Source organism: Microbacterium sp. APC 3901 (assembly GCF_030407765.1).
In the GTDB taxonomy this organism is placed as follows: domain Bacteria; phylum Actinomycetota; class Actinomycetes; order Actinomycetales; family Microbacteriaceae; genus Microbacterium.
In genome coordinates, this window is sequence record NZ_JASDCU010000001.1 from 45723 (window position 1) to 69069 (window position 23347).

General features: G+C 70.3%; 21 protein-coding genes and 2 pseudogenes. 13 read left to right on the top strand and 10 right to left on the bottom strand.

Features of this window, described 5'->3' with window-relative positions:
• The first annotated feature begins 116 nt into the window (after positions 1 to 116).
• The 5 genes from QMA07_RS00225 to QMA07_RS00245 all read left to right on the top strand — a co-directional run bounded on the left by QMA07_RS00225 (position 117) and on the right by QMA07_RS00245 (position 6053).
• Positions 117 to 1097 (top strand): glycosyltransferase family 2 protein, encoded by a 981-nt coding sequence (locus tag QMA07_RS00225; RefSeq protein ID WP_290159069.1) that lies wholly within the window; start codon positions 117 to 119, stop codon positions 1095 to 1097.
• Entirely contained in the window at positions 1094 to 2452 is a 1359-nt protein-coding gene (locus tag QMA07_RS00230; protein ID WP_290159070.1) for a polysialyltransferase family glycosyltransferase, read from the top strand. Before QMA07_RS00225 ends, QMA07_RS00230 begins: the two co-directional genes overlap by 4 nt.
• A gap of 31 nt (positions 2453 to 2483) precedes the next feature.
• A complete protein-coding gene (locus tag QMA07_RS00235) occupies positions 2484 to 3692 on the top strand; it encodes an acylneuraminate cytidylyltransferase (protein WP_290159071.1) in 1209 nt (402 codons plus the stop codon).
• 85 nt (positions 3693 to 3777) lie between these two features.
• On the top strand, positions 3778 to 4650 hold the full coding sequence (locus tag QMA07_RS00240) for an N-acetylneuraminate synthase family protein (RefSeq protein ID WP_290159073.1): 873 nt from the start codon (positions 3778 to 3780) through the stop codon (positions 4648 to 4650).
• On the top strand, positions 4647 to 6053 hold the full coding sequence (locus QMA07_RS00245; RefSeq protein ID WP_290159074.1) for a DUF6716 putative glycosyltransferase: 1407 nt from the start codon (positions 4647 to 4649) through the stop codon (positions 6051 to 6053). The genes QMA07_RS00240 and QMA07_RS00245 overlap by 4 nt, the downstream gene beginning before the upstream one ends.
• A gap of 52 nt (positions 6054 to 6105) precedes the next feature.
• On the opposite strand, the gene QMA07_RS00250 is transcribed toward QMA07_RS00245, so the two are convergent.
• A complete protein-coding gene (locus QMA07_RS00250; protein ID WP_290159075.1) occupies positions 6106 to 7041 on the bottom strand; it encodes a hypothetical protein in 936 nt (311 codons plus the stop codon).
• A gap of 136 nt (positions 7042 to 7177) precedes the next feature.
• Between QMA07_RS00250 and QMA07_RS00255 the strand changes: the two are divergent.
• A pseudogene (locus QMA07_RS00255) lies at positions 7178 to 7253 on the top strand.
• 80 nt (positions 7254 to 7333) lie between these two features.
• Here QMA07_RS00255 and QMA07_RS00260 read toward each other — a convergent pair.
• The 5 genes and pseudogenes from QMA07_RS00260 to QMA07_RS00280 form a co-directional block, all read right to left on the bottom strand.
• Positions 7334 to 8527 (bottom strand): low temperature requirement protein A, encoded by a 1194-nt coding sequence (locus QMA07_RS00260; protein WP_290159076.1) that lies wholly within the window; start codon positions 8525 to 8527, stop codon positions 7334 to 7336.
• Between the two features lie 52 nt (positions 8528 to 8579).
• Complete coding sequence (locus QMA07_RS00265; protein ID WP_290159463.1) at positions 8580 to 9029, bottom strand: ATP-binding cassette domain-containing protein; 450 nt, start codon at positions 9027 to 9029, stop codon at positions 8580 to 8582.
• A gap of 79 nt (positions 9030 to 9108) precedes the next feature.
• A pseudogene (locus QMA07_RS00270) lies at positions 9109 to 9201 on the bottom strand (ATP-binding cassette domain-containing protein); the annotation flags it as partial.
• Positions 9202 to 9225: 24 nt separating this feature from the next.
• Positions 9226 to 10305: an ABC transporter ATP-binding protein gene (locus QMA07_RS00275; protein WP_290159077.1), complete on the bottom strand. Its 1080-nt coding sequence runs from the start codon at positions 10303 to 10305 to the stop codon at positions 9226 to 9228.
• The gene (locus QMA07_RS00280; protein WP_290159078.1) at positions 10295 to 12031 is read right to left on the bottom strand and encodes an ABC transporter ATP-binding protein; all 1737 of its coding nucleotides are present in this window, start codon (positions 12029 to 12031) and stop codon (positions 10295 to 10297) included. The genes QMA07_RS00275 and QMA07_RS00280 overlap by 11 nt, the downstream gene beginning before the upstream one ends.
• Positions 12032 to 12275: 244 nt before the next feature.
• Here QMA07_RS00280 and arfB point away from each other — a divergent pair, with 244 nt between their 5' ends.
• Positions 12276 to 12716: an alternative ribosome rescue aminoacyl-tRNA hydrolase ArfB gene (gene arfB / locus QMA07_RS00285; protein ID WP_290159079.1), complete on the top strand. Its 441-nt coding sequence runs from the start codon at positions 12276 to 12278 to the stop codon at positions 12714 to 12716.
• A 9-nt stretch (positions 12717 to 12725) separates the two neighbouring features.
• On the opposite strand, the gene QMA07_RS00290 is transcribed toward arfB, so the two are convergent.
• The gene (locus QMA07_RS00290) at positions 12726 to 14801 is read right to left on the bottom strand and encodes a DUF2156 domain-containing protein (protein ID WP_290159081.1); all 2076 of its coding nucleotides are present in this window, start codon (positions 14799 to 14801) and stop codon (positions 12726 to 12728) included.
• Between the two features lie 126 nt (positions 14802 to 14927).
• On the opposite strand from QMA07_RS00290, the gene QMA07_RS00295 reads away from it, so the two are divergent.
• Entirely contained in the window at positions 14928 to 15995 is a 1068-nt protein-coding gene (locus QMA07_RS00295; protein ID WP_290159082.1) for a PQQ-dependent sugar dehydrogenase, read from the top strand.
• A gap of 58 nt (positions 15996 to 16053) precedes the next feature.
• Here the strand turns inward: QMA07_RS00295 and QMA07_RS00300 are convergent, their stop codons facing one another.
• Together QMA07_RS00300 and QMA07_RS00305 are read right to left on the bottom strand one after the other, a co-directional pair.
• A complete protein-coding gene (locus QMA07_RS00300) occupies positions 16054 to 16707 on the bottom strand; it encodes a thioredoxin domain-containing protein (RefSeq protein ID WP_290159083.1) in 654 nt (217 codons plus the stop codon).
• A gap of 86 nt (positions 16708 to 16793) precedes the next feature.
• Positions 16794 to 17207, bottom strand: coding sequence for a hypothetical protein (locus QMA07_RS00305; protein WP_290159084.1), 414 nt, complete (start codon positions 17205 to 17207; stop codon positions 16794 to 16796).
• An 89-nt stretch (positions 17208 to 17296) separates the two neighbouring features.
• Here QMA07_RS00305 and QMA07_RS00310 point away from each other — a divergent pair, with 89 nt between their 5' ends.
• From QMA07_RS00310 to QMA07_RS00320, 3 genes are read left to right on the top strand one after another with little or no spacing between them, the layout of a single operon-like run.
• Complete coding sequence (locus tag QMA07_RS00310; protein WP_290159086.1) at positions 17297 to 17665, top strand: PLDc N-terminal domain-containing protein; 369 nt, start codon at positions 17297 to 17299, stop codon at positions 17663 to 17665.
• Positions 17666 to 17679: 14 nt separating this feature from the next.
• A complete protein-coding gene (gene menD / locus QMA07_RS00315; RefSeq protein ID WP_290159464.1) occupies positions 17680 to 19326 on the top strand; it encodes a 2-succinyl-5-enolpyruvyl-6-hydroxy-3-cyclohexene-1-carboxylic-acid synthase in 1647 nt (548 codons plus the stop codon).
• Between the two features lie 43 nt (positions 19327 to 19369).
• Entirely contained in the window at positions 19370 to 20212 is an 843-nt protein-coding gene (locus QMA07_RS00320) for a PPK2 family polyphosphate kinase (protein WP_290159087.1), read from the top strand.
• 117 nt (positions 20213 to 20329) lie between these two features.
• Here the strand turns inward: QMA07_RS00320 and QMA07_RS00325 are convergent, their stop codons facing one another.
• Positions 20330 to 21595: an isochorismate synthase gene (locus tag QMA07_RS00325; protein WP_290159089.1), complete on the bottom strand. Its 1266-nt coding sequence runs from the start codon at positions 21593 to 21595 to the stop codon at positions 20330 to 20332.
• A gap of 436 nt (positions 21596 to 22031) precedes the next feature.
• Between QMA07_RS00325 and QMA07_RS00330 the strand changes: the two genes are divergently transcribed.
• Positions 22032 to 22595 carry a hypothetical protein gene (locus QMA07_RS00330; protein ID WP_290159090.1) on the top strand — a complete coding sequence of 188 codons (564 nt, stop codon included), beginning with the start codon at positions 22032 to 22034 and terminating at the stop codon, positions 22593 to 22595.
• A complete protein-coding gene (locus QMA07_RS00335) occupies positions 22592 to 23311 on the top strand; it encodes a class I SAM-dependent methyltransferase (RefSeq protein ID WP_290159092.1) in 720 nt (239 codons plus the stop codon). Before QMA07_RS00330 ends, QMA07_RS00335 begins: the two co-directional genes overlap by 4 nt.
• The last annotated feature ends 36 nt before the right edge of the window (positions 23312 to 23347 follow it).

Genomic DNA, 23347 nt, shown 5'->3' on the forward strand with positions numbered 1-23347 from the left:
ATCCCGCAGTGGGCAGGGCGTCGACGGAGGTCGCGTCACCGCGTGTTCACCCGCCGTCCCCCGATCGGCAAGGAGCGCCTGAGAGCATTCCGAGACCGTCGACCCGGGGGAGTTCTGTGCGCACACCGCTCGTCACCGTCATCCTGCCCGCGAAGGACGCAGGCGCCTACATCGGCACGACGCTCGAGACGCTGACGCGGCAGTTCGACGACCCCGCCTCGCTCAAGCTCGTGGCGATCGACGACGGCTCGCGCGACGACACCGGCACGCTGATGCGACGATACGCCGAGCGGTTCTCGCACGCCGAGGTCATCGTCAATCCCCGGCCGAAGGGGCTGGCGAGCGCCCGCAACCAGGGGCTCGCGCATGTCGACGGCGACGCGTTCTGCTTCCTCGACGGCGACGACTGGATGCAGCCCCAGCGGCTGTCAGTGCTGGCCCGGCGGCTGAACGAGCTCGGCTGCGACTTCCTCCGCACCGACCACGTCACGGTGAAGGCGGGCGTGCGCACCCTCGTGCCGGCGCCGTACCCGTGGCGTGAGGGAGTCGGATCACCCCGTGAGGCGATCCTTCCCGACAACGAGCCGACCATGGTCGATTACCCGTTCGCGTGGGCCGGGATCCTGCACCGTCGCCTGATCGACCAGGGACTCGCGGGTTTCACCCCCGGCCTCTTCACCGCCGAGGACCGACCGTGGATCTGGCGACTGCATCTGCAGGCCCGATCGTTCGCCGTGGTCGACGCCCCGGCTCTGCTCTACCGCCGCGGGGTGTCGACGTCGCTCACGCAGGTACGCGATCGGCGACAGCTCGACTTCGTGCACGCGATGGGTGAGGTGCTCGACATCGTCGATGCGGATGCCGAATCCGACCTGTTCCTGCCGAAGGCGGTGTGGAGCGTGATGGCGCTCTCCTCCCGTCATCTCGTGCGGTCGCGAAGGATGACCCCGTCGCTGCGCGGCGAGATGCGGGCCGGCATCCGAGGACTGCTGGCGCGTCTGCCCGAGAGCGAGACGAGCGCGGTGCTGTCACGCCTCGACGGGCCGCGGCGCCGGGTACTCGCTCCGCTGCTGCGCACGGTCGGACGTGCGGCATGACCCAGCTCTTCGCGGTGCACAGCGCCTATGGGCTCGCCACCGCGGCCGCCGCGCTCGACGGCGGCATGCTCGGCGACCACGGCGAGCGCATCCTCGTTCCCTTCGTGTCATCGCGAGTGCCCGAGACATCGATGAGCATCGCCTCCGACCCCGCGCTGGCGAGCCTGCGCGACAGGTTCGAGCGCGTCGAAGATCTCGACGCGCTGCTCGGCCCCCTGCATCCGACCGCGTGGAAGCCTCATGCCGCTGACCTGCCGCTGCTGCGCCGACTGCTGATCAGGGCCTGGAGCATCGACGTCGGCGACCTCGAACTGCTCGTGCAGAGCCCGCAGGTCGCCCCGGCACGCACCCTGATGCAGCTGTTCCCTCACGCGCGGCTCACGATCATCGGCGACGGGCTGATGACGTACGCGCCCATGCGGGTGCGGATGCCGCACACGGTGACCGCTCGGATCGGTCGCGTCGTGCACGTCGACGTGGTGCCCGGGGTGACGCCGTTGGTGGGTGCGCCCACGGCGAGGCCCGTGCCGGTCTCGCCCGACCTGTTCCGCTCGGTGCTCGCCGAGACCGCTGCGGCGGTGGACGACACGGCCGAGCTCGAGAGTGCTCTCGGCGGTGAGCCGACCGTGCTCGTGCTCGGCCAGTACCTGTCGGCTCTGGGCCTCGTCAGCGAGAGCGAGGAGATCGCGCTGCAGAAGGAGATGATCGACCGCGCGGCGAGCCGGCGACCGCAGCACATCGTCTTCAAGCCGCACCCCTCCGCTCCGCCCCGGCTGAGCGACGCTCTGCGAGACCGGGCGCGGGTGCACGGCATCGACTTCCGCGAGTACCGCGGCGCGCTCGCCGCAGAGGTGCTGGCCGAACGACTCGATGCGACAGCCGTCATCGCCGGTTTCTCCACCGCTCTGCCGACCGTGCGGGCGCTGTTCGGCCGTGAGATCGATGCGGTCGGGGCCGGCACCGTGCTGGCGAGGCTGACTCCGTATGAGAACAGCAATCGGGTGCCGGCGACGATCGTCGATGCGCTGACCCGGGCTGACTCTCCCCATCGCGACCCCGAGCGCATGCAGCTGCTGATCGACGCGGTCGGCTATGCCATGCAGCCCGTCGTCGCCGGGCACCTCCGCGGTCGCGCCGAGCAGCTGCTCGCCGGCATCCGTCCCGCTGACCGAGATCGGTACTTCGCCCCCGAGCGGCTGGCCGAGCTGCGACTTCCCGGAGCCCCGCGCGAGACGGCGGTGCGTCGTGTGCTGCGCCCTGTGGGTGGCATCGGCCGGGTGGAGCAGGCGAGGCTCACGGTGCTCGCAGCGCGGCGCAGACTCGCACGTGCGTGGCGGGTGCTCAGAGGGCGATGACGACGACCATGACGACGATGGGGCGAGGGACATGACCGCAGAACACCGGAGGACGGAAGCAGGCAGGGTCGTCGCGATCATCCCGGCGCGAGGCGGATCGAAGGGCGTGCCGCGCAAGAATCTTCGACGCGTCGGCGGAGTGCCGCTCGTCGAACGCGCCGTGCGCACCGCATCCGAGACCGACGGCATCGACCTCGTGGTCGTCTCGACCGACGACGACGAGATCGCCGCGGTGAGCGAGGCCGCAGGGGCGCGAGTCGTGCGACGACCGGCCGAGATCTCCGGCGACACGGCCTCGTCGGAGTCCGCGGTCCTGCATGCGCTCGACGTGCTCGATGCCGAGGGGGAGTCGGCCGATGTGGTGGCCTTCCTGCAGGCGACGTCGCCGTTCATCACGAGGGACGCGCTGTCGGGTGCGGTGCGCGAGGTGCGCGAGCGCAGAGCCGACAGCATGTTCGCGGCTCACGAGACCTACGGGTTCCTGTGGTCGCGCGGCGACGCCGGGCAGCCGAGCGGGGCAGGGCGGACGGATGCCGACGCGGCCGTCGCACTCAACCACGATGCCGCGCATCGTCCTCGGCGGCAGGACCGCGAGCCGCACTTCCTCGAGACGGGGGCGTTCTATGTGTTCCGGGCGGACGGCTTCCGTGCGGCGAGGCATCGGTTCTTCGGTCGGGTCCGCATCGCCGAGGTGCCGGAGTGGACGGCGATCGAGATCGACGACGAGCAGCAGCTCCGCATCGCCCGCGCACTCGCAGCCCTCCACGAGAGCCCTGAGCGGGTGCCGGTGCGAGCGATCGTCACCGACTTCGACGGGGTGCACACCGACGACACCGCGACCGTCGACGCCGACGGTGTCGAACGGGTGCGGGTGAGCCGTGAGGACGGCATGGGGGTGTCGCTGCTGCGGCGTGCCGGCATCCCGATGCTCATCCTCTCGACCGAGGTCAACGCGGTCGTGCGGGCTCGGGCAGAGAAGCTCCGCGTTCCCGTCCTGCACGGCATCGACGACAAGGAGTCGGCGCTGCGAGGGTGGGCGGAAGAGGTCGGCATCCCTCTCGCCGACATCGCGTACCTCGGCAACGACGTCAACGACCTCCCGGCCCTGCGCATCGTCGGCTGGCCCGTGGCGGTGGCCGATGCGCATCCGCTCGTGCTCGAGGCGGCCCGTGTCGTGCTCAGCCGCCGCGGCGGCCACGGCGCCGTCCGGGAACTGATCGAACGGGTGTTGCCGGCCTGACCGGTGCCGGTAACCCTCCTGTCGTGCGGCGTTCACTCTCGGCGCGTACTCAGAGGAGAAGGCCATTTCGACGACCGGAGGAACCATGACTGTCAGCATCGGCTCACGCGTGATCGGCGGCGGCCACCCGGCCTATGTCATCGCGGAGGTCGGCCTCAACCACAACGGGGACGTCGACATCGCCAAGCGTCTGATCGACGTCGCGGCGAAGGCGGGTGCCGACGCCGTGAAGTTCCAGAAGCGCACCCCCGAGATCTCGACCCCCGAGCACATGCGCGATGTTCCGCGCGAGACGCCGTGGGGCACCATGAGCTACCTCGACTACCGCCGCCGCGTCGAGTTCGGCCGCGACGACTACATCGCCATCGGCGACCACGCCACGATGCTCGGCCTCGACTGGTTCGCCTCCCCCTGGGATGTGCCGAGCGTCGACTTCCTCGAAGACCTCAACGTCGTGGCCCACAAGGTGGCCTCGGCCAGCCTCACCGACACCGAGCTGCTCGTCGCCCTCCGCGAGACCGGCAAGCCGATCATCCTCTCGACCGGCATGTCGACGATCGAGCAGATCGACCGCGCGCTCGCCACGCTCGGCACCGACCGCGTCGTGCTCATGCACGCCACGTCGACCTACCCGCTCGAGCCCGAAGAGGCCAACCTCCGCGCGATCGCCACGCTGCGCGACCGCTACCCCGGAGTGCCGGTCGGCTACTCGGGCCACGAGCGCGGTCTGCAGATCTCTCTCGCCGCCGTCGCGATCGGCGCGGTCGCGGTCGAACGCCACATCACGCTCGACCGCACGATGTGGGGATCCGACCACGCGGCATCCCTCGAACCCACCGGCCTCGAGCACCTGGTGCGCGACATCCGCGTGATCGAGACGGCTCTGGGCGACGGCGTCAAGCGCGTGTTCGACAGCGAGCGTGCGCCCATGGCGAAGCTGCGTCGCATCTCGGCATGACCGGATCGGGCATGACCGGATCGGGCGCTCTGCGAGTCGTCGCGATCGCCGACGCCGACTCCTTCGTGAAGTGGTCGGCGTCGCTGCTCGGCGGTGTGCCCGGCATCCGTCCGCATCTGCTGCTGGTGCAGACCCCGCTGACCGCGAGCATCGATCAGCAACGCACGGCGCTGGCCGGCACCGGGATGCTGTCGGGCGACGTCACCCGCATCGGCTTCGCTCAGGCGGCCGCGTGGCTCGAGGGGCAACGGCCCGACGTGGTCCTGCTCGCCGGACGAGGGCCGTTCGTGCGCCTGATGGGACGCCTGATCGACGCACTCTCGCACCGCCCGGTGGTCGTCGCGGGGCTGCCGGGAATGGCGATCCCCGCTCAGCGCGGCGCCCTGGAGTACCGCAGGCACGCCGACCTGCTCGTCGTGCATTCCCATCGCGAGGAGCGCGCGTTCGCCGAACTGGGCCGCCGCATCGGCGTGCAGGTGCCGACGGCACTGGCCACGCTGCCGTTCGCCCGATCCCGATCGCGGATGCTCGCCGCTGACCGGGCGCGCGTGCTCGGGGCCGACGCGGGTCATCCGGCAGGCACCCTCATCGCCGAACGCCCGGCCGCTCCGAGCGCGGTGCGGATGCCGGCGACCGACATCGTGTTCGCGGCGCAGGCGCTGGTGCCGGTCGGTCGGGACGAACGCGCCGAGATCGCCGCGACCCTCGTCAGGGCGGCCGAGGCCGATCCGAGTCGTCGAGTCGTCGTCAAGCTGCGCTCGCGTCCGGGGGAGTCCGAGACCCACCTCGAGCGCGATCCGTATCTCGAGCTGCTGCCTGCCCGGCGCCCCGACAACCTCGTGGTCTCGTACTCCTCGATGGCCGCCGCGCTGTCGACGGCGGCCGGACTCGTCACCGTCAGTTCGACCGCGGCCGTCGAGGCCGTAGCGCTCGGCGTGCCCGTGATCGCGCTGGATTCCTTCGGCGTGAGCAAGAGCCTGCTCAACACGGTGTTCGTCGGCAGCGGCCTGCTCGGCGGACGCAACGAGGTCGTGGCCGGTCGATTCCGGCATCCGCATCCTGCCTGGCTGCAGGACAACTACTTCCACCCGGCGGCCGAGTCGACGTGGTGGAACCATGTCGAGCATCTCGTCGCCCTGCGCAGAGCCGGCGCTCTGCCGGCGAAGCTCGTGCCCCCAGCGCGAGGTGGAGCGATGCACGAGGCATGGCACCGCGCGAGTGTGCTCGGCTCGAAGGATCGCACGCTCGGCGGCAGCGCTGCTCTCGCCCTGGGCGTGCCGGCGACGACCCTGCTCGCGGCGCTGCGGCGCGGGCGCTCGTCCGGCGATGGGGCGACCTGGGCTGACGCGAGCACCGACTTCACGCTCGAGCCGAACCCGTTCCACGACTCGATCCGGCGCTGATCATGTCCGCCGAAGTCGGCTGCTGCGGGCGCTCGATGCGCCCGCTCCCGACTCACGCGCGTAGCGGTCCGCGGGCGATGATCGAGGGCGGGTTCGGGTCGTTCCACCGCTGGAAGGTCTGCACCCACCAGAAAGCCCCGAACAGGATCAGGGCGATCGCCTCGCCGATGAGCACGACGGGCGTCTCGCCGAACGTCTGGCGGAAGAGCACCGCCACCACGAGCAGCACGAGGTCGGCGATCAGCAGTCCCGCGATCCAGCGGTAGATCGATCGCTGGCGGGGCGTGGGCGGGGTCTCGCCGGGGTCGAGAGGGCCGCCCGCGTAGAGCACCGGGACCGCCGCGAACACTCCGAAGAACACCAGCGTCACCGCGAAGTGGATGCTGGCCACGGGCCAGAAGTTGAACGGGAAATCCTCGTCGAGGGCCGGTGCGAAGGCCAGGGCCGTGACCACCGTGGCCGTGACGAGCGCGATCGCCGACACCAGCTCGGCTGACCGGTTCGGGGTGCGCGTCCGGTGACGGATCACGGCCATCGTGATCACCACGGCCACCACCGCCACGGCATATACGGCGACACCGGCCTTCGCGCTGCCGACATACCCCGCCGGGATGCAGTCCGTGGTGACCGGACACGGGATGTGACCGACCGCCCGAGTGTCGGCGAGCCCGGTCGGAACGATCGCGATGAGCGGCGCGAAGACGGCGCACACGTCGAGCAGCGTCGTCGCGCGGCTGCGACCCGAGAGGGCCAGAAGGACGACGGATGCCGCGATCAGTGCTCCGACGAAGACGTCGCGCGCCGGCGTGTACACCGCATGGCTGATCGAGTGGGGCGGGTTCCAGCCGAACGTCAACGGCTCCCACAGGACGACGACGCTCTGCAGCGCGACGGCGACGAGCAGCGTGAAGACGATCAGCACCAGCGATAGGCGCAGGTAGCGGTGGCTCTTCTGCGGGGTCGTCGCGGGGCTGTCTGCGGCTGCCATGTTCGCGACGCTACACCGCTCGTCGGACGCCGGCGTGCGACGCGGCGTGACGGCCCTTGTCATGCGCGGACTCACTCTGTCAATCCCCGCAACGATCCTGGCCTTCCTGTTCACCGCCGGGTAGCGTCATTCCCATCGCGGCGATCCGGGCGGTCCCGGGCCTCAGCTCATACCTGACGGCGTTGCGGGTTCGACTCCCGCCGTCGCGTCCACTTGTTCGGGCTCGGAACTCCTGATCCTCCGTCTGGCATCGCGAGCAGACCGGGGATGCTCACCCGGGACTCGCTTGCGGTCAGCCCCCTGAGCGGCGACCGCGCCGCAGACGTTCGACGGTCTCGCCCGCCGCGACACCGACGAGAACGACCGCGGTCGTGATCGACAGGGTGAGGACGTCGACGATGACCCCGGCGAACCCGACACCGGCGAGCACGATGAGAGCCACCAGACCGATCATCTGAGCTCGCGCCCAGCGCCCTTCGAGCACGCGGCGGAACAGCGCCGTGCCGGCGAGGAAGAGGGTCGGTGCGCCGACGACCACGACTGTCGCGGCGAGGCCGTGCTGGTGCGGAAGCGCGAGCATCTCCTTGTCGCCCACGCTCAGGAGCACGATGCCGGCGATGATCGGAAGATGCACCCAGGTGTAGACGGTGCGGGCGAGGCGGGCCGGTTGGTCCGACGCCTCGATCGCCTCGGCGCCGATGCGTTCACCGTGATCGAAATAGATCCACCAGGTCGCCGCCGCGGCGACGAACGCCGTCATCATCGCAGCGATCGATGCGACCGACGACTCCTTGTCGACGAACGCGAAGCCGGTCACCAGCAGGCCTTCACCGAGCGCGATGAGCACGAAGAGGGACGTGCGCTCGGCGATGTGCGGACCGGAGAGATCCCAGGAGCGCAGCAGGACCTTCCCCTGTCCGGGGACCGGAAAACCGAGCACTGTGCCCAGCAGTTCGAGTGCCAGCGCGGCGGCCCACAACGGCAGCTGCCACCCGAGGGGCATCAGGGCGCCGGCGATCCACAACGCGCCTCCGGCGACCGTCCAGCACAGGATGAGCGAGAAATCGCGCGCCACCCGCCGGTCGTGACGGGCTGTCGCCCACACGATGAAGACCGTGCGTCCGACCTGGAGGACGACGTAGGCGATCGCGAACGCCCACGCTCGATCGCCGAACGCCTCGGCGATCGAGACGCTCATCACGAGCGCCACGAAGGCCAGCGCGATCACCGCTGCGCGCACGGGGAGCTTCTCGGGGTCGAGCCAATTGGTCACCCAGGTGGTCGACACCCATGCCCACCACAGCGCGCACACCATGATGACCCCCTCGAAGGCGCCCAGCGGCGTCTGATTCTCGTAGAGGTAGGCGGACAGCTGCGTCAACGCGAGGACGAACAGGAGGTCGAAGAACAGCTCGACATACGTCACTCGATCCGCGCGCGGAGTGTCCGTGGGGCGCAGCACGTCGCGGGCCATCCCGAATGCCATGCCACCATCCTGGCATCGCCGACTGAGACACCACCATTACGAGAACGTAGGACTACCCCGCCTGTGCCAGCCAGAAGCTGCGATAGAGCCCCTCTTCGGCGAGCAGCTCGTCGTGGGTGCCGCGCTGGACCGCACGACCGTCGGCGAAGACGACGATCTGCTCGGCGGTCGACACCGGTTCGAGGCGGTGCGCGATCAACACGCTGGTGCGGTCCCGCCGCAGCACTCTGATCGCGTCCTCGACGGCGTCGCGATGGTGCAGGCCGACATCGGCCGTGGCCTCGTCGAGGATCACCACGGCGGGATCCGCCAGCAGCGCCCGCGCGATCGCCAGCTGCTGGACGCGCCCCTCATCGAGAGACGCACCCGCATCGGCGGATTCGAGAGACCCGACCGCCCACTCCGCACCGACCGCCACCAGCACTGCGGCCATCTCGTCCGCGCTCGCGTCGGGCGCGACGAGGCGCAGGTTGTCTGCGATCGTGCCGCGGAACTGATGCAGTTTCCTGCGACACGTAGTACGGGGGCGTCGTGTGGGGCTCGACGCGCACGCCGCCGGAGGTCGGCGGGTGGTGCCCGGCGATGACCCGCGCGAGCGTGCTCTTGCCTGAGCCCGAGGACCCGACGAGCGCGGTCGTCGTGCCCGGTTCGATGCGCAGCGTGACACCGCTGATGCCACGCCCGCTCGTCGGGTACCGCTAACCGACGTCGTGCAGGTCGATTCCCGCGGGCGTCGCGCGACTCGTCCGATCCGGAGAGCTGGTCACCGTCGCGGACTTCGCCGGCGCCAGGTCGATCACACCGACGAGCCGCGCGAGTCCGATCGCCGCGCGCTGGATGTCGTCGAGGCCGAAGATGAGCTGGCCGACCGGATCGAACAGCCGGTGGAACAGCAGAGCCGCCGTCGTGACCATGCCGACGGTGATCGCGCCGTTCGCCTGCAGCACGAACCCGGCGGCGAGGATCGCGCCGAGGCCGACCAGCTCTCCGCCGTTGATCCAGCCGAACAGACGGTTGCGCACGCGTGCGCCCTCGATCTGCATCCGGATCGAATCCTCCGCGCGCGTGCTGACACGCTGCAGGGCGCGGTCCTGCTCATTGAGGGCGGTGAGGGTCTCGATGCCCTCCACAGCCTCGAGCACGGCCTGGCTGCGCGCGGCCTCGCGCACCCGAACCTCGCGGAACACCACGCGCGAGCGCCGCAGGAACGCACGGGTGCCGAGCACGTAGAACGGCACGCTCGCGATCCCCGCGAGCGCGAGCCACGGATCGAGGGCGGTCAGAGCGACCAGGGAGACTCCTATCGCGAAGCCCGCCGACAGCAGCACGGGCATCACATCGCCGCCGGCTTCGGCCACCGCGTCGACGTCACCCGTGACCCGGGAGAGCAGGTCGGCGGTCTCTCCGTCGTCGATCGTGCTCATCGGCAGACGCATCGCCGACGCGAACACGTCTTCGCGCAGATCGGCCAGCACGTCCTGCACCAGCCCCGTCAGCACGCGCGCGGCCCACAGCATCACCAGCGCGGCGGCGACCGCCCCGGCTCCGGCGCCGGCCACCCATCCGACGATGACCGCGATGCCCGCGTCGGTCGAGACGGCGTCGACGATTCGGCCGAGACACGCGGGCAGCACCACGCCCAGAGCGGATGCCAGGAGGAAGAGCGCCGCTGTGCCCGCCGATCGCCGTCGTCGGCGGCGCAGCAGCATCCTGATGACGACGAGCACCCTGGTGCCTGTCGCGATCGGCAGAAGCGGAGTCGGAGCGTCAGTGGTCATGGCGGGCTTCCGGTCCGTTCTCCGAGAGGTCGACGACCCGGTCGCATGCGGCGAGCAGAGTAGGCGAGGTGCTGATCACGATGGCGGTCCGGTCGAGCTCCGAGAGGGCCCGGGCGATGTGCGCCTCGGTGATCGCATCGACGGCCGAGGTCGGCTCATCGAGCACCACGACGTCGGCGTCGGTGTGCAGTGCTCGTGCGATTCCGATGCGCTGGCGCTGCCCACCCGAGAGCCGTCGGCCCGACTCGCCGACCTGCGCGTGCCAGCCGCCGGCTTCGGCGATCGTGTCGTGCAGCGCAGCCGCCCCGATGAGCTCGGGCTGCGGATCGTCGGTGCTTCCGTGCCCGCGCACAGCTTCACGCAGCGTGCCGGTCACGACGGTGTGGCGGTGCGGCAGTGCGACGACACGTCGGCGGTAGTCCGCGGCGTCCAGGTCCCGCAGATCATGCAGAGCGCCGTCGATCGAGACCGCGACCCTGCCTCGCTCGGGGGGGATCCGCAGGCCGAGCAGGCGCGAGAGAGCACGCGCCGTGTCGCTGTCGGAGGGGCGGATGCCGAGCAGTTCGCCGGTGCGCACTTCGATGCGCTCGGAACCGTCGGTGCCAGGGCGGAAGACCAGTGCGACCCCGTTCGCGGGTCGGTCCGCGGCCTCGCGCTCGCCGTCGACCGGCGCCGCCGGGGGAGCGTCGAGCAGGTCGTCGGCGTTGATCATCTCGGCGAGGCGCTTCGCCGAGGCGAGCTTGTGGATCCAGTTCGACGGGAACGAGCCGGCGTGAGCGAGGGATCCGCTGAGGAACTGCGCGAGGCCGAGCACCGTCACCAGCTCGCCGATGCTGATCTCGCCCTCGGCGGCGAACCAGGCCGACAGTCCCGCGAGCGCGGTGGTGGCCGCCGCGGCGAGCAGCGAGCTCACGGCCTCGTATGACGCGAGCGATCGTCCGGCGGCGGTCGCGGCGATGCGGCTCGCGTCGCTCGCCGCGACATAGCGCCGCACCGCCTCCTCGCGGGCTCCGATGCCGACGAGCACGCGGAACCCCGCCATGAAGTCGGCGGCGACGGCACCGGCCTCGGTCGCCGCATGCTGCTCCACCGAGCCACGACGTTCGAGCGGGCGGGAGACCATCCGCATCACCCACATCATCGCGGCGGTCGACGCGAAGACGACGAGCGTCGCGATCGGCGAGATCACCAGCATCGCGAGCGCCGCGCCGATGATCGCAGCGATCGTCGCGCACTGCTGAGCGACCGACCACGCGACCCCCGCGACCCGATAGGTGTCGGAGGTGACGAAGGTCAGCGCCTCACCCGGGGTCACGGCTCGTCGAGAGAGGCGGGGGCGCAGCATCCGCGACAGGGTGAGGTGCCGGAGCGCCTGCTCGCCGTATCCGTACACGCCGACCATCAGACGGGAGGCCGCCTGATAGCTCGCGGTCAGCAGCAGGAACGTGCCGGCCAGCACGCCGAGCCAGATCGCGAGCGCCAGGGGATCGGACGGCAGCACGGCGCGGTCGATCGTGGCGCCGATGATCACGGGGATCGTGGCCTCAGCGAGGGAATGGGCGACGAGCAGCGTCGTCGCCGCAGTCAGGGTGAGCCCTCGGCCCTGCGAGGTGAGCGCGATCGCGAAGAGCCTCCGGGGAGTGAACGTCATGGCGTACGCCGTCCGAGCGGCAGCACGAGCGCCCCACTTCGCCGAGTCTTCGAGGCGCGCAGAAGCGTACGTCATGACTTCCTTCAGAGAGACGGGGAGGGTATGTCGCGTCCGTGCCGCGTGGAGTCAAGTAAGCAAGACCTGACTCATCGATGCTAGAACGCGGGGGTGCCCTGGAGTGTTGACCGGCAGACGACGTGTGTCGTGGACCAGCCGGTTTCCGGGGCTCGGCACCCTGCTCCGCGTCATGGCCCCAGCGGCGGTTCCTGTCGACGATCCGGGCTTCGATCAGAGCACCGCACCGGGGGATGATGGATGCATGCCCACCCCTCATCGCCCCGGTCTGCGGATCTCGGCCGGTCTCACGATCCCCGAGGCCGAGCTGTCGTGGCGCTTCTCGCGCTCGTCGGGTCCGGGTGGGCAGGGCGTGAACACGGCGGATTCCCGAGTGGAGCTGGTCTGGGATGCTGCGAGCAGCACCGCTCTCTCGCCGCACCAGCGCGAGCGTCTGCTCGAGCGGCTGAGCGGCCGGCTGGTGCACGGGGTGCTGACGATCGCCGCCTCCGAGCACCGCGCGCAGCTGCGCAACCGCGATGCGGCGCGAGAGCGGCTGGCGGCGCTCGTCGCAGAGGCGCTGCGTCCGCCCGCGCCGACCCGCCGCCCGACCAGGCCGAGCCGCGGGTCGAAGGAGCGGCGGCTGACGGCCAAGAAGCAGCGCACCGACGTCAAGAGGCTGCGTAAGCCGCCACGAGACGGCTGACGAGCGTCGTCAGTCCTTGCCGCCCCGCACGAGTTCGAGACCGGCGCCGGCGAACTGCCGCAGCGTCGCATCCGGCAGGAAGGCTCGAGTGAGGGCCGTGCCGATGGCCGCGAGGTCGCTCTCGTCGCGGAACAACAGGTACATCGTCTCGTAGCGCGGGTGGAACTTCTGCTTGAAGCGGTGCAGCGACGCGAAGCCGTAGACGGGTTCGAGCGCGTCGGCGAGGCGGTCGCTGAGCACGGCGATCATGCCGGCATCCGGTGGATAGTCGTGGGCGAGCGGAGCTCCCGAGAGTGACATGATCTCAGCGCCCTCTTCCGAGAACTGCCTCGCCGACGACCCGATCAGGTACTCCATGACGGGCCCGAAGCCGCCGTCGCGACGGCGCATGAGGTCGAGGGTCCATCCCCGCACGGTGCCGCCCTCGCCGTAGACCGGCAGCCACGACAGGAATCCGTCGACGTCGCCGTTCGGTGCGAGCGCCAGAGCGAGTCGCACCTCGGGGTCTTCGGCCTCGTCGAGCGTGCCGAGCGTGAACCGCATCTCGGGGAGGTCCTTGTCGCCGACCCAGGCCTCCGAGATCGCCCGCAGCTGCTCTCGCACGCCCCAGGACTCGTCGCTCAGGCGCGTCAGGCGGAAGGTCATGTCATCGCGCCCCGCCCGATTGAGGGAGCTGCGCACCGAGTTCCACCTCTTGCCCGTGAACTCCAGCCCCGGCAGGTCGACGATGGTGTCGTCGGCGACGACCAGACTGCGCCAGCCCGCGGGCACGGCATCCCGCGTCGCGTCGTCGGCGCTGAAGAAGCAGGGCACGAGGCCTGCGAGCTCGGCGGTGCGGATGAAGTCGGTGACGGCATCCGCACGCGACGCCGACGGCCCGATCGGGTCGGCGAGCGCGAGCGCGACGCCGGCTCGTCGCTGATACGCGACGATGCCCGCGGTGCTGCGCGCGTAGCTGTTGCCCTCCCACGTCGTCATCCACGAGAGGGTGCCGCCGCCGTGCGTGCGCAGCTCGGTCTTGACGTCCTCGACGGTCGGGGCGGGTTGGATGCCGAGCGGCGACTTGCGCTTCGCCCGGAACGCCCGACGCACGGCGATCAGGTAGACGAGGAGGATCAGCCAGAGGAAGCCGTTGGCGAGGGCGAGCTCGGTCTCGCCATCCCAGCGCAGGTCGATGTCGGCCTGCGAGAAGACGGTGATGAGGATGAACATGAGTGCGGCGATCAGGACGTTGAAGAGGCCGAGCAGGATCACGAGCACCCACGACCAGCGGCGGCCGCGCAGCAGTCCGTTCACGAGCACGACGATGACGACGATGTCGATCGCGAGGTCGATGAATCCCCCGGATGCGGGCTCGGTCGGACCGAACGGTCCATCGGTGGCGATGAAAGTCGTGATGATCTCGACCGCCCCCAGCACCAGCAGGGAGATCACGGCGATCAGGCGCTGTTCGCGCACGGTGGTCCGCTGCACGCGCAGGGAGCGGTCGACGACCAGGACCAGCAGCACGGCGAGCAGATGCTCGAGATCCGCGAGCGCACCCCAGAACAGCATCGCGATGAACACGAAACCGAGCAGCACGAGCCAGCCTCGCACCCGCCACGGCGGGCGGAAGAGCCCGACCGCGGCGGCCATGCACGCCATGGTGCCGCCCGACGCGCCGACATCGAGCGCCTGGGCCTGCTCCTGAGCCCAGGCCCACGGCAGCTGCGAGGCGAAGAAGAGCACGAGCGCGGTGGCCAGGATCGCGAAGAGCTGCCCGACCCAGTAGTAGGCGAGAGCGACCCTGGTTCCACGGCGGTACTCGAGATACGCCATGCCCCAGAACCCCGAGATCGTGAACACGTACACCCAGGGCGCGTTGACGAAGAAGGTGCCGGTGAGCGGCGTCCACCACATGCCCTGCGCGAGGTTGCGCAGACCGTAGGCGACGGCGTCGAACAGGTCGGTCTGCTCGAAGGGGCGCCACAGGCCCTGCCACAGCACGCCGACGGCGAGGATCACCGCGACCATCGTGAGGGTGGCCGGCATGCGTCGCAGCACGGCGACGACGGGATGCGATGTGGGGGTTCGCGCCTCGGCCATGCGCTCAGCGTAGCGAGGGCGGCGCTCCCTTCGAAGGGTTGCGGCGGTGCGGCGGGGCGGGGCCGGGCGGCGCGGTGGTGGCGTGCGGCGGTGGCGGTGCGGCGGGGCATCGCGTTGGATGGAGTCATGATCGCGCATCGATCCCTCCGCTCCTCGACCGCGCGTCGGCGCGTGTCGATCGCTGTCGCCACCGCATCCGTCGCCCTGCTCGCGGCCTGCACGTCGCAGTCGCCTCCGACGCCCGTGTCGGGAACGGAGTCGTACGTCGAAGACCTCGACGCGCCCTGGTCGATCGCGTTCCACGGCGATGTCGCTCTGGTCAGCGAGCGCGACAGCGCCCGCGTGCTCGAGATCGCCGCCGACGGTGAGAAGCGCGAGGTCGCTGTCATCGACGGAGTCGAGCCCGGTGGCGAGGGCGGGCTGCTCGGGCTCGCGGTGCACGACGGCGAGCTCTTCACCTACTTCACCGCGCAGGGGGAGAACCGCGTCGAGAGGCGCACGATCGTCGGGGATGCCGGCGGGCTGTCGCTCGGCGAACCCACCGCGGTGATCGACGGCATCCCGGCCGCCGGCACTCACAACGGCGGACGCATCGCCTTCGGCCCGGACGGGATGCTGTACGTCACGACGGGTGACGCGGGCGATCGCGACAGCGCTCAGGACCTCGACGCGCTGTCGGGCAAGATCCTGCGACTCACTCCCGATGGCGAGGTGCCGGACGACAACCCCTTCGACGCCTCGCCCGTCTACAGCTACGGCCACCGCAATCCGCAGGGCATCGCGTGGGATGCCGAGGGCGCGATGTACGCGAGCGAGTTCGGGCAGGACACCTGGGACGAACTCAACGTCATCGAGCCCGGCGGCAACTACGGCTGGCCCGAGGTCGAGGGAATCGCCGATGACAGCGACTACATCGACCCCGTGCAGCAGTGGCGACCGGATGCCGCGAGCCCGAGCGGCATCGCGGTGACGGGCTCGGACATCGTGATCGCGAACCTCCGGGGTGAGCGCCTGCGCACCGTGCCGCTCGACGATCTGACCTCAGGCACCGATCGGTTCACGGGTGAGCTCGGACGTCTGCGCGACGTCGTGGTCGGTCCGGACGACGAGCTCTGGGTGCTCACCAACAACACCGACGGACGCGGCAGCCCCTCGCCGGGCGACGACCGCATCCTCCGACTCGACCTCGACTGAGTCCGCGGCGCGGATCAGGCGAAGGCGTCGACGCCCGTCGCACGTGGCCCTGCCCGACTCAGCCGTTCACGGCTGTCTCGATCGCCGCCTCGAGGTCGTCCCACGCCTCCAGCACGACGGGTTCGCCGTCGACGAAGAAGGTGGGCGTGCTGCGCACTCCGAGATGCTCGCCGTCGCTCTTGTCGGCCTGCACACGCTCGAGAGTGGCCGGCGCGGCGACTGCAGCGTCGTAGGCGGCCATGTCGAGTCCGAGTTCGACGGCGAGCGCCCGGAACACCTCCGGCGTCTCCTCCGCCTGCTCGCCCCACTGGGCCTGCGTCTCGAACAGTCGGTGGTACATGTCCTCGAAGCGGTCCTGCTCCGCCGCAGCCTCGGCGGCGAGAGCGGCCTGCGTCGAGTTGATGTGCCCCGGAAGCGGGAAATAGCGGACGACATAGGTGATCTCGCCGTCGTACTTCTCGCGAAGGTCTTCGACGATCGGATAGAACGCGGCGCACGCCTCGCACTCGAAGTCGAGGAACTCGACGACCGTGACGGCATCGGGCCCGCCGTCGTCGAGCACGTGCGAGTCGGTGCGAACGGTCTGCAGCCTCTCACCCTCGGGCGGCGACGGATCGGCCGCTCGCTGCGACATGGCGTAGACGATGCCGACGATCGCGAGGACGATCGCGACGGCGATGGCGATCAGGGTCGCCTTGACAGGGGTCTTCATGGGGTTCTCCAACGGTTCGGATCAGGCAGGGTGATCGGGCCGCGGCAAGTGCGCGGCCGGGGTCGCCGACGAGCGGCGTGCCTGATTCAGGTGCGGGAGAGCGAGAGCTGCGTGAGGGTGAGAGCGGGCACGTGCCGGCGAGGACCGGCACGGCTGGGCGCGGATGCGCGATGCGCGACGGCGCGCCGGATCAGTGTGGCGCCCCTGCCCGACCGGAGCGACAGCAGCACGAGCAGGAAGCAGCAGAGCGCGGCGATCACGACGGTCCCGGTGTCCGACGGAGTGGTGTCGGTCACACTCGTGTCGGCGTGGTGGCCCGAGACCGACGCGACGCTCGCACCCGGTGCGAGGCACAGCGTCGTGTGCGCATACGCCGTGCCGTGCGACGTCGACCACGCGCCGATCACCAGCAGCAGGGCGAGGCCGAGCGCGAGACCGATCCGGAGGACCAGCATCCGCTCGACGCCCTGGTGGCGCAGTCGCATCGACGGGGCAGGCATGGTGCGCGCAGTCTAACGATCGGGCATCGGCGCCCGCCCGCAGGCGCCCCCGCGGATCCACGTCTCGCAGACCCGCCTACACTGGAGGGGTGGCGAGACTGTTGATCGTGGGCGGCTTCCTGGCCGCCATCTTCTGGGTGTTCAGCATCGTCGACTGCGCAGTGCAGCCGCCGACGCGGCACCGGGGTGTGCCCAAGGCCGCCTGGATCGCCATCGTCGTCTTCATTCCGGTCATCGGCGGGATCCTCTGGTTCACGCTCGGCCGTCGCCGCGCCAACGACAACGGCGGGGCGATCCGGATCCTCGCGCCCGACGACGATCCCCAGTTCCTCCGCAGCATCAGCAAGAGCGAGCAGGATGCCCGCATCCGCCGTCTCGAAGAGGAACTCGCGAAGCTCGAAGACGAGACCGACGACGGCACCGCACCCGACGGCACGGCGCCGGACACGCGTCCGTGACAGCATCGCCGGCGATGGATGCCGCGGCATCCCTGATCGCCGACCTCATCGGTCACGGTGTGCGCGATCTCGTGCTCTCACCGGGCTCCCGCTCTCAGGCGCTTGCGCTCGCCGCAGTGCACGCTGCGAACCAGGGACACCTTCGCCTGCACGTGCGCATCGACGAGCGCGTCGCCGGGTTCACGGCATTGGGTCTCTCGCGTGAGACCGGTGTTCCCACCGCCGTGCTCTGCACGTCGGGAACCGCCGTCGCGAACCTCCTCCCGGCGACGATGGAGGCCTTCCACTCCGGAGTGCCGCTGCTGCTGCTGACCGCCGACAGGCCGCCGGAGCTCCGCGGAGTCGGAGCGAACCAGGCGACGATCCAACCCGGCATGTTCGCCTCCTGGGTGCGTGAGCAGATCGACGCACCTGTTCCTGGCGACGGCGACTGGTCGGGGCTCGCGGCACCAGCCGTGGCAGTCGCGATGGGAGCGGATGCCGCGCACGGCCTCCCCGGGGTCTCGGGCCCCGTGCACCTGAATCTGCCGTCACGAGAGCCGCTCTCGGGTGACCTCCCTGCCGTCGACATCGCCGCCGGTGAGGCTCCGAGAGCGGTCGCTGCGGATGCGCTCGTGCTCGAGCGCGGGCTGCGCACCGTCGTCATCGCGGGCGCCGATGCCGGCCCGGATGCCGAAGAGGTCGCGCACGCCGGATCCTGGCCGCTGATCGCCGAGATCGTCAGCGGCGCCCGTTTCGGACGCCAGGTCGTGCACGGCTATCGTGCGCTTCTGACCGACGACGCGCTGGGTGGACGGATCGAGCGGGCCGTCGTGCTGGGGCATCCGACTCTCAGCCGCGAGGTGGCCCGCCTGCTGTCGCGAGCCGACGTCGAGGTGATCGCCGTCCGCCGAGGCGGTGAGGCTCTCGACCTCAACGGACGCACGAGGCCTGCAGCATCCGTCGCGGTCGCCACCGGCCCCGCCGACCGCGAGTGGCTCGGCGCCTGGCTCACGGCATCCGCAGCTCACGCCGTCGACCTCAGCGAGCGGGCTCCTGACCAGGGCGGTCTCACCTCCGATGATCCGTCCGCTCGACGCGATGCCGTGAAGGCCGAGCTGGCAGCGGTGCGCCGTCCGCTCGACCGCGAGCTCCTCGCCGATGCCGTCTGGCGTGCGACCTGGCCGCACGACCGACTCGTGTTCGGGTCTTCCCGTCTCGTCAGGGTGGCCGACTCGGTGCTGGGCGGCAAGAAGGTCCCCGTGCACGCCAACCGCGGACTCGCCGGGATCGACGGCACGATCGCCACCGCCACCGGCATCGCTCTCGCGAGTCAGGCCGGGGGCGCCCCCGGGGTCACCCGCGTGCTGCTCGGCGACCTCGCCTTCCTGCACGATGTCGGAGCGCTGATGCTGCCGCCGGACGAGCGCGAGCCGCGCATCCAGGTCATCGTGGGCAACGACGGCGGCGGCACGATCTTCGACGGCCTGGAGGTCGCGGGCACCGCGGCTCGCGCCGACCTCGACAGGGCGTTCTACACCCCCCAAGCGGTGCGTCTCGAGCAGCTGGCTCTCGCCTACGGGTGGGAGTACCAGCGCGTCACGACCCGCACCGCGCTCGATCAGGCCCTCACGACTCCGGCCGGTGGCCGGCAGTTGATCGAGGTGCCGCTCGCGCGCTGATCCCGTTCGGCGCAGAGAGCGTCCGCAGTGGCAGGATGAACGCATGACAGCGCACGAGTGGGCGAAGACCCTCCAGGTCGGCGACGGATTCCGTCTCTCCGATGTCGATCCGCGGAGCACCGCCGGGTACGGTGGCGCGAAGGCCGACGGCAGGCGGGATCTCGAGGCCGGACTCGACGAGCTCAACCAGCTGCAGGAGCGGCTGTTCGCAGAGAGTCGCGTCGGGGTCGCGAAGGACTCGGTGCTGCTGATCCTGCAGGCGATGGACTCCGCGGGCAAGGGAGGCATCGTTCGGCACGTCGTCGGCGGCGTCGACCCGCAGGGTGTCGCGCTCACGGCGTTCAAGGCGCCGACCGACGAGGAGCTCGCGCACGACTTCCTCTGGCGAGTGGCCAAGCGGCTGCCGGACCCCGGATTCATCGGCGTCTTCGACCGCTCGCACTACGAGGACGTGCTGATCGGTCGGGTGCGGTCGCTGGCCCCGGCAGACGAGATCGAACGTCGGTATGACGCGATCAACGAGTTCGAGGCGGAGGCTGCGGCATCAGGCACCCGCATCATCAAGGTCATGCTGCACATCTCGCCCGACGAGCAGAAGTCGCGGCTGATGGAGCGGCTCGAGCGGGCCGACAAGCACTGGAAGTACAACCCGGGCGATGTCGACGAGCGACTGCTCTGGGACGACTACATGTCGGCGTATCAGACGGTGTTCGACCGCACGTCGACCGCTGCGGCGCCGTGGCATGTGATCCCGGCAGACCACAAGTGGTTCGCCCGCCTCGCCGTGCAGGAGCTGCTGCTCGATGCACTGCAGCAGATCGATCCGCAGTGGCCGGCGGCCACCTTCGACGTCGAGGCCGAGAAGAAGCGCCTCGCGGCCAGCTGAGCAGGCCGACGCCGCGTTCACAATTCAGCATGGTCAGCGCCTCGTCGGCCTGAGCGGACCTGACGGAGACCGTCATCCGCGATTCATGCTGAATCGTGAACGCGTCGTCGCGGAGAGTCAGGCGAGGGCGTCGACCAGCGGACGGAACTTGACGCGGGTCTCGAGCAGCTCCGACTCGGGGTCCGAGCCCGCGACGATCCCCGCGCCCGCGTAGGCGGTGACCGCGATGTCGGTCTCAGCGGCAGCGAACTGCGCGCAGCGCAGCGCGATGGCCCACTCGCCGTTGCCTGCCGCGTCGACCCATCCGACCGGACCGGCATAGCGTCCGCGGTCGAACGGCTCGAGTTCGCGGATCGTCGCGATCGCCGCGGAGGTGGGCGTTCCTGCCACGGCTGCCGTCGGATGCAGGGCGCCGACCAGGTCGAGCGACGAACCGCCGTCGGCCAACTCGCCTTCGACATCGGTCGCCAGGTGGAACAGGTTCGGCAGCTTGAGCAGGAACGGCTGCTCGCTCGCAGCCAGCGCGCGCGTGTGCGGGCGCAGCGAGGCGAGCACGCTCTGCACCGCGTAGCCGTGCTCGTCGAGATCCTTGGTGCTCGATGCCAGATGAGCGGATGCCGCGGTGTCGGCGTCGGCATCGGCTCCACGTCCGATGGTTCCGGCGAGCACGCGGGCGGTGACGGTGTGCTGCTGCACGGTGACGAGCGTCTCGGGGCTCGCGCCGATCAGGCCGTCGACCGCGAAGGCCCAGGTGTCGGGGTATCCGGTCGACAACGCGCGCACGAGACGGCGCAGGTCGGATCCGGCGGGGATGCTGCCGGTGAGGTCGCGAGCGAGAACGACCTTGCTGAGCTCGCCGTCGGCGATGCGGGCGAGCGCCTGACGCACGGAATCCTGGTAGCCCTGCGGGCTCTGCGCACCCGGACCCACCGTGCCGGCCCAGTGTGGGCCGTAGGCGATCGTCGACGCAGCGGACTGCGGTGCGAGAGCGGAGTGCGGCGTCGACGACGAGCTGATGCGGGTGAGCCACGTGCGCCCGTGGTGTCGGCCGATCACGAGCGCGGGCACGACGAGGACGCTGTCAGCGTGGGAGTCCTCATCGAAGGTCAGTGCGCCGAAGGCGACGAGGCCGGAGCCGGGGAGCGCGAGCTCGTCATCGATCTCGGCATCCTGAGCCAGGTCTCGCCAGGCTGCGGCGATGGCGGCCGAGCGCAGGGGCGCCGTGCCCGCGGGTATGCGGATCGTCTCGACCACGCCGTCTCCCACGGCGACGATGCCGTCACCACGACGCAGCCATGCGAGGGGCCGCGACGGGTCGGCATAAGCCAGGAGATCCTCGACCGGATCGATCTCACGGGTCTCCACGACCAGCCTGCTGCTCACCTCTCCAGCCTAGTTCGTCGCTCGTCGACCGGCCTTCGCTGTGCCGCCTTTCCGGTGAGGTCGCCTGTCCGGTGAAGCGGCCTGTCCGGTGCGGTCGTCTGTCCGGTGCGGTCGTCTGTCCGGTGCGAGACCCGTGCTCGGACGTGAGACCGCCTTCCCGTCGCGAGACCCGCGTTCCCGACAGGGGTTTCGTGCGGTGGTGGCGGTTTCGGTCTGCGGTGGCGCGGGATTGGTGGGGCTCGGCCGTGAGACCGCCTTCCCGTCGCGAGACCCACGTTCTCGACAGGGGTCTCGCGGCAAAGGGTGGGTCTCGCGGCGAACGGTGGGTCTCAGGGCAAAAGGTGGGTCTCGCGGCGAAAGGTGGGTCTCGCCACGACAGGGCGGTCTCGCTCATCCGCATCACCGTGATGTGAGAGACCCCGCTTACGCTGAGGGCATGAGCGACGCCCGCCCCGAACCCGGCACCGAGATGATCTTCCAGTGGCGCAAGTGGGACGGCTCTCCGCATTGGCGACACGAGTGCGTGTACCTCGGCGCCGATGAGTGGGGCGACTGGCTCGGGCAGCCGGTCGGCTGGCCGAGTGCTCGGCCGGGAGCGGCCTACATCGCAGAGACCCCCAACGTGACGCTGGTGCCGCGACAGTCCGACTTCGCCCTGACGGTGAACCGCGATCACCCGAAGGGCATGCGGGTCTACATCGACATCGGATGGGATGTGCGCTGGTCGGATGACCCGCTGCTGGCGATCGGCATCGACATGGACCTCGACGTCGTGCGGGTCGACGGGCCGCGGGGTATCTGGGTCGACGACCGAGACGAGTGGGCCGAGCACCGTGTGCGCTACGGATACCCCGCCGAGATCGTCACCGCGCTCGAGGCGCTCGCGCTCGACCTCGAGCGGCGCGTGCGCGATCAGACCGCTCCGTTCGACGATGCGACCCCGGATCTCTGGCTCGATCGCCTCGACGCGCTGCACCTCGCGCCTAGACTGGGCCTGTGACCTCGAACGAAGCAAACCGCGCCGATCTCGGCAAGGACCCCGCCCGCGTCAGCGGCATGTTCGACCAGGTCGCCGCGGGATACGACCGCACGAACACGGCGATGACGGTCGGCAACGACGCCCTCTGGCGCGCAGCCACGACCAGGGCCGTGGCGCCGAAACCGGGGGAGAAGATCCTCGACCTCGGTGCGGGCACCGCCTCGTCGTCGGCATCCCTCGCCCGCAGCGGAGCGCAGGTCGTCGCCGCCGACTTCTCGCCCGGCATGCTCGCCGAGGGCAAGCGTCGGCACGGCAGCATCCGCAATCTCTCGTTCGTGCAGGCGGATGCCACCGATCTGCCGTTCGACGACGGCGAGTTCGACGCCGTCACCATGTCGTACGCCCTCCGCAACGTCAACGACCCCAAGAAGGCGCTGCGCGAGCTGCTGCGCGTGACGAAGCCGGGCGGCCGCCTCGTGATCAACGAGTTCTCGACCCCGCCCGGTGCGCTGTTCCGCGCCGGATACCGGTTCTACAACTCGCAGGTGCTGCCCCGAGTGGCCCGCGTCGCGGGAACGAACGGCGACGCCTACGACTACCTGAACGAGTCGATCCGCGACTGGCCCGATCAGAAGAAGCTCGCCGCGTGGATCCGCGAGGCCGGCTGGACCGAGGTCGAGTACCGCAACCTCTCCTTCGGGATCGTCGCACTGCACCGGGCGTTCAAGGCCGCGTGAGTACGACGCGCGAACCCCCACAGCTGACGACGGTAG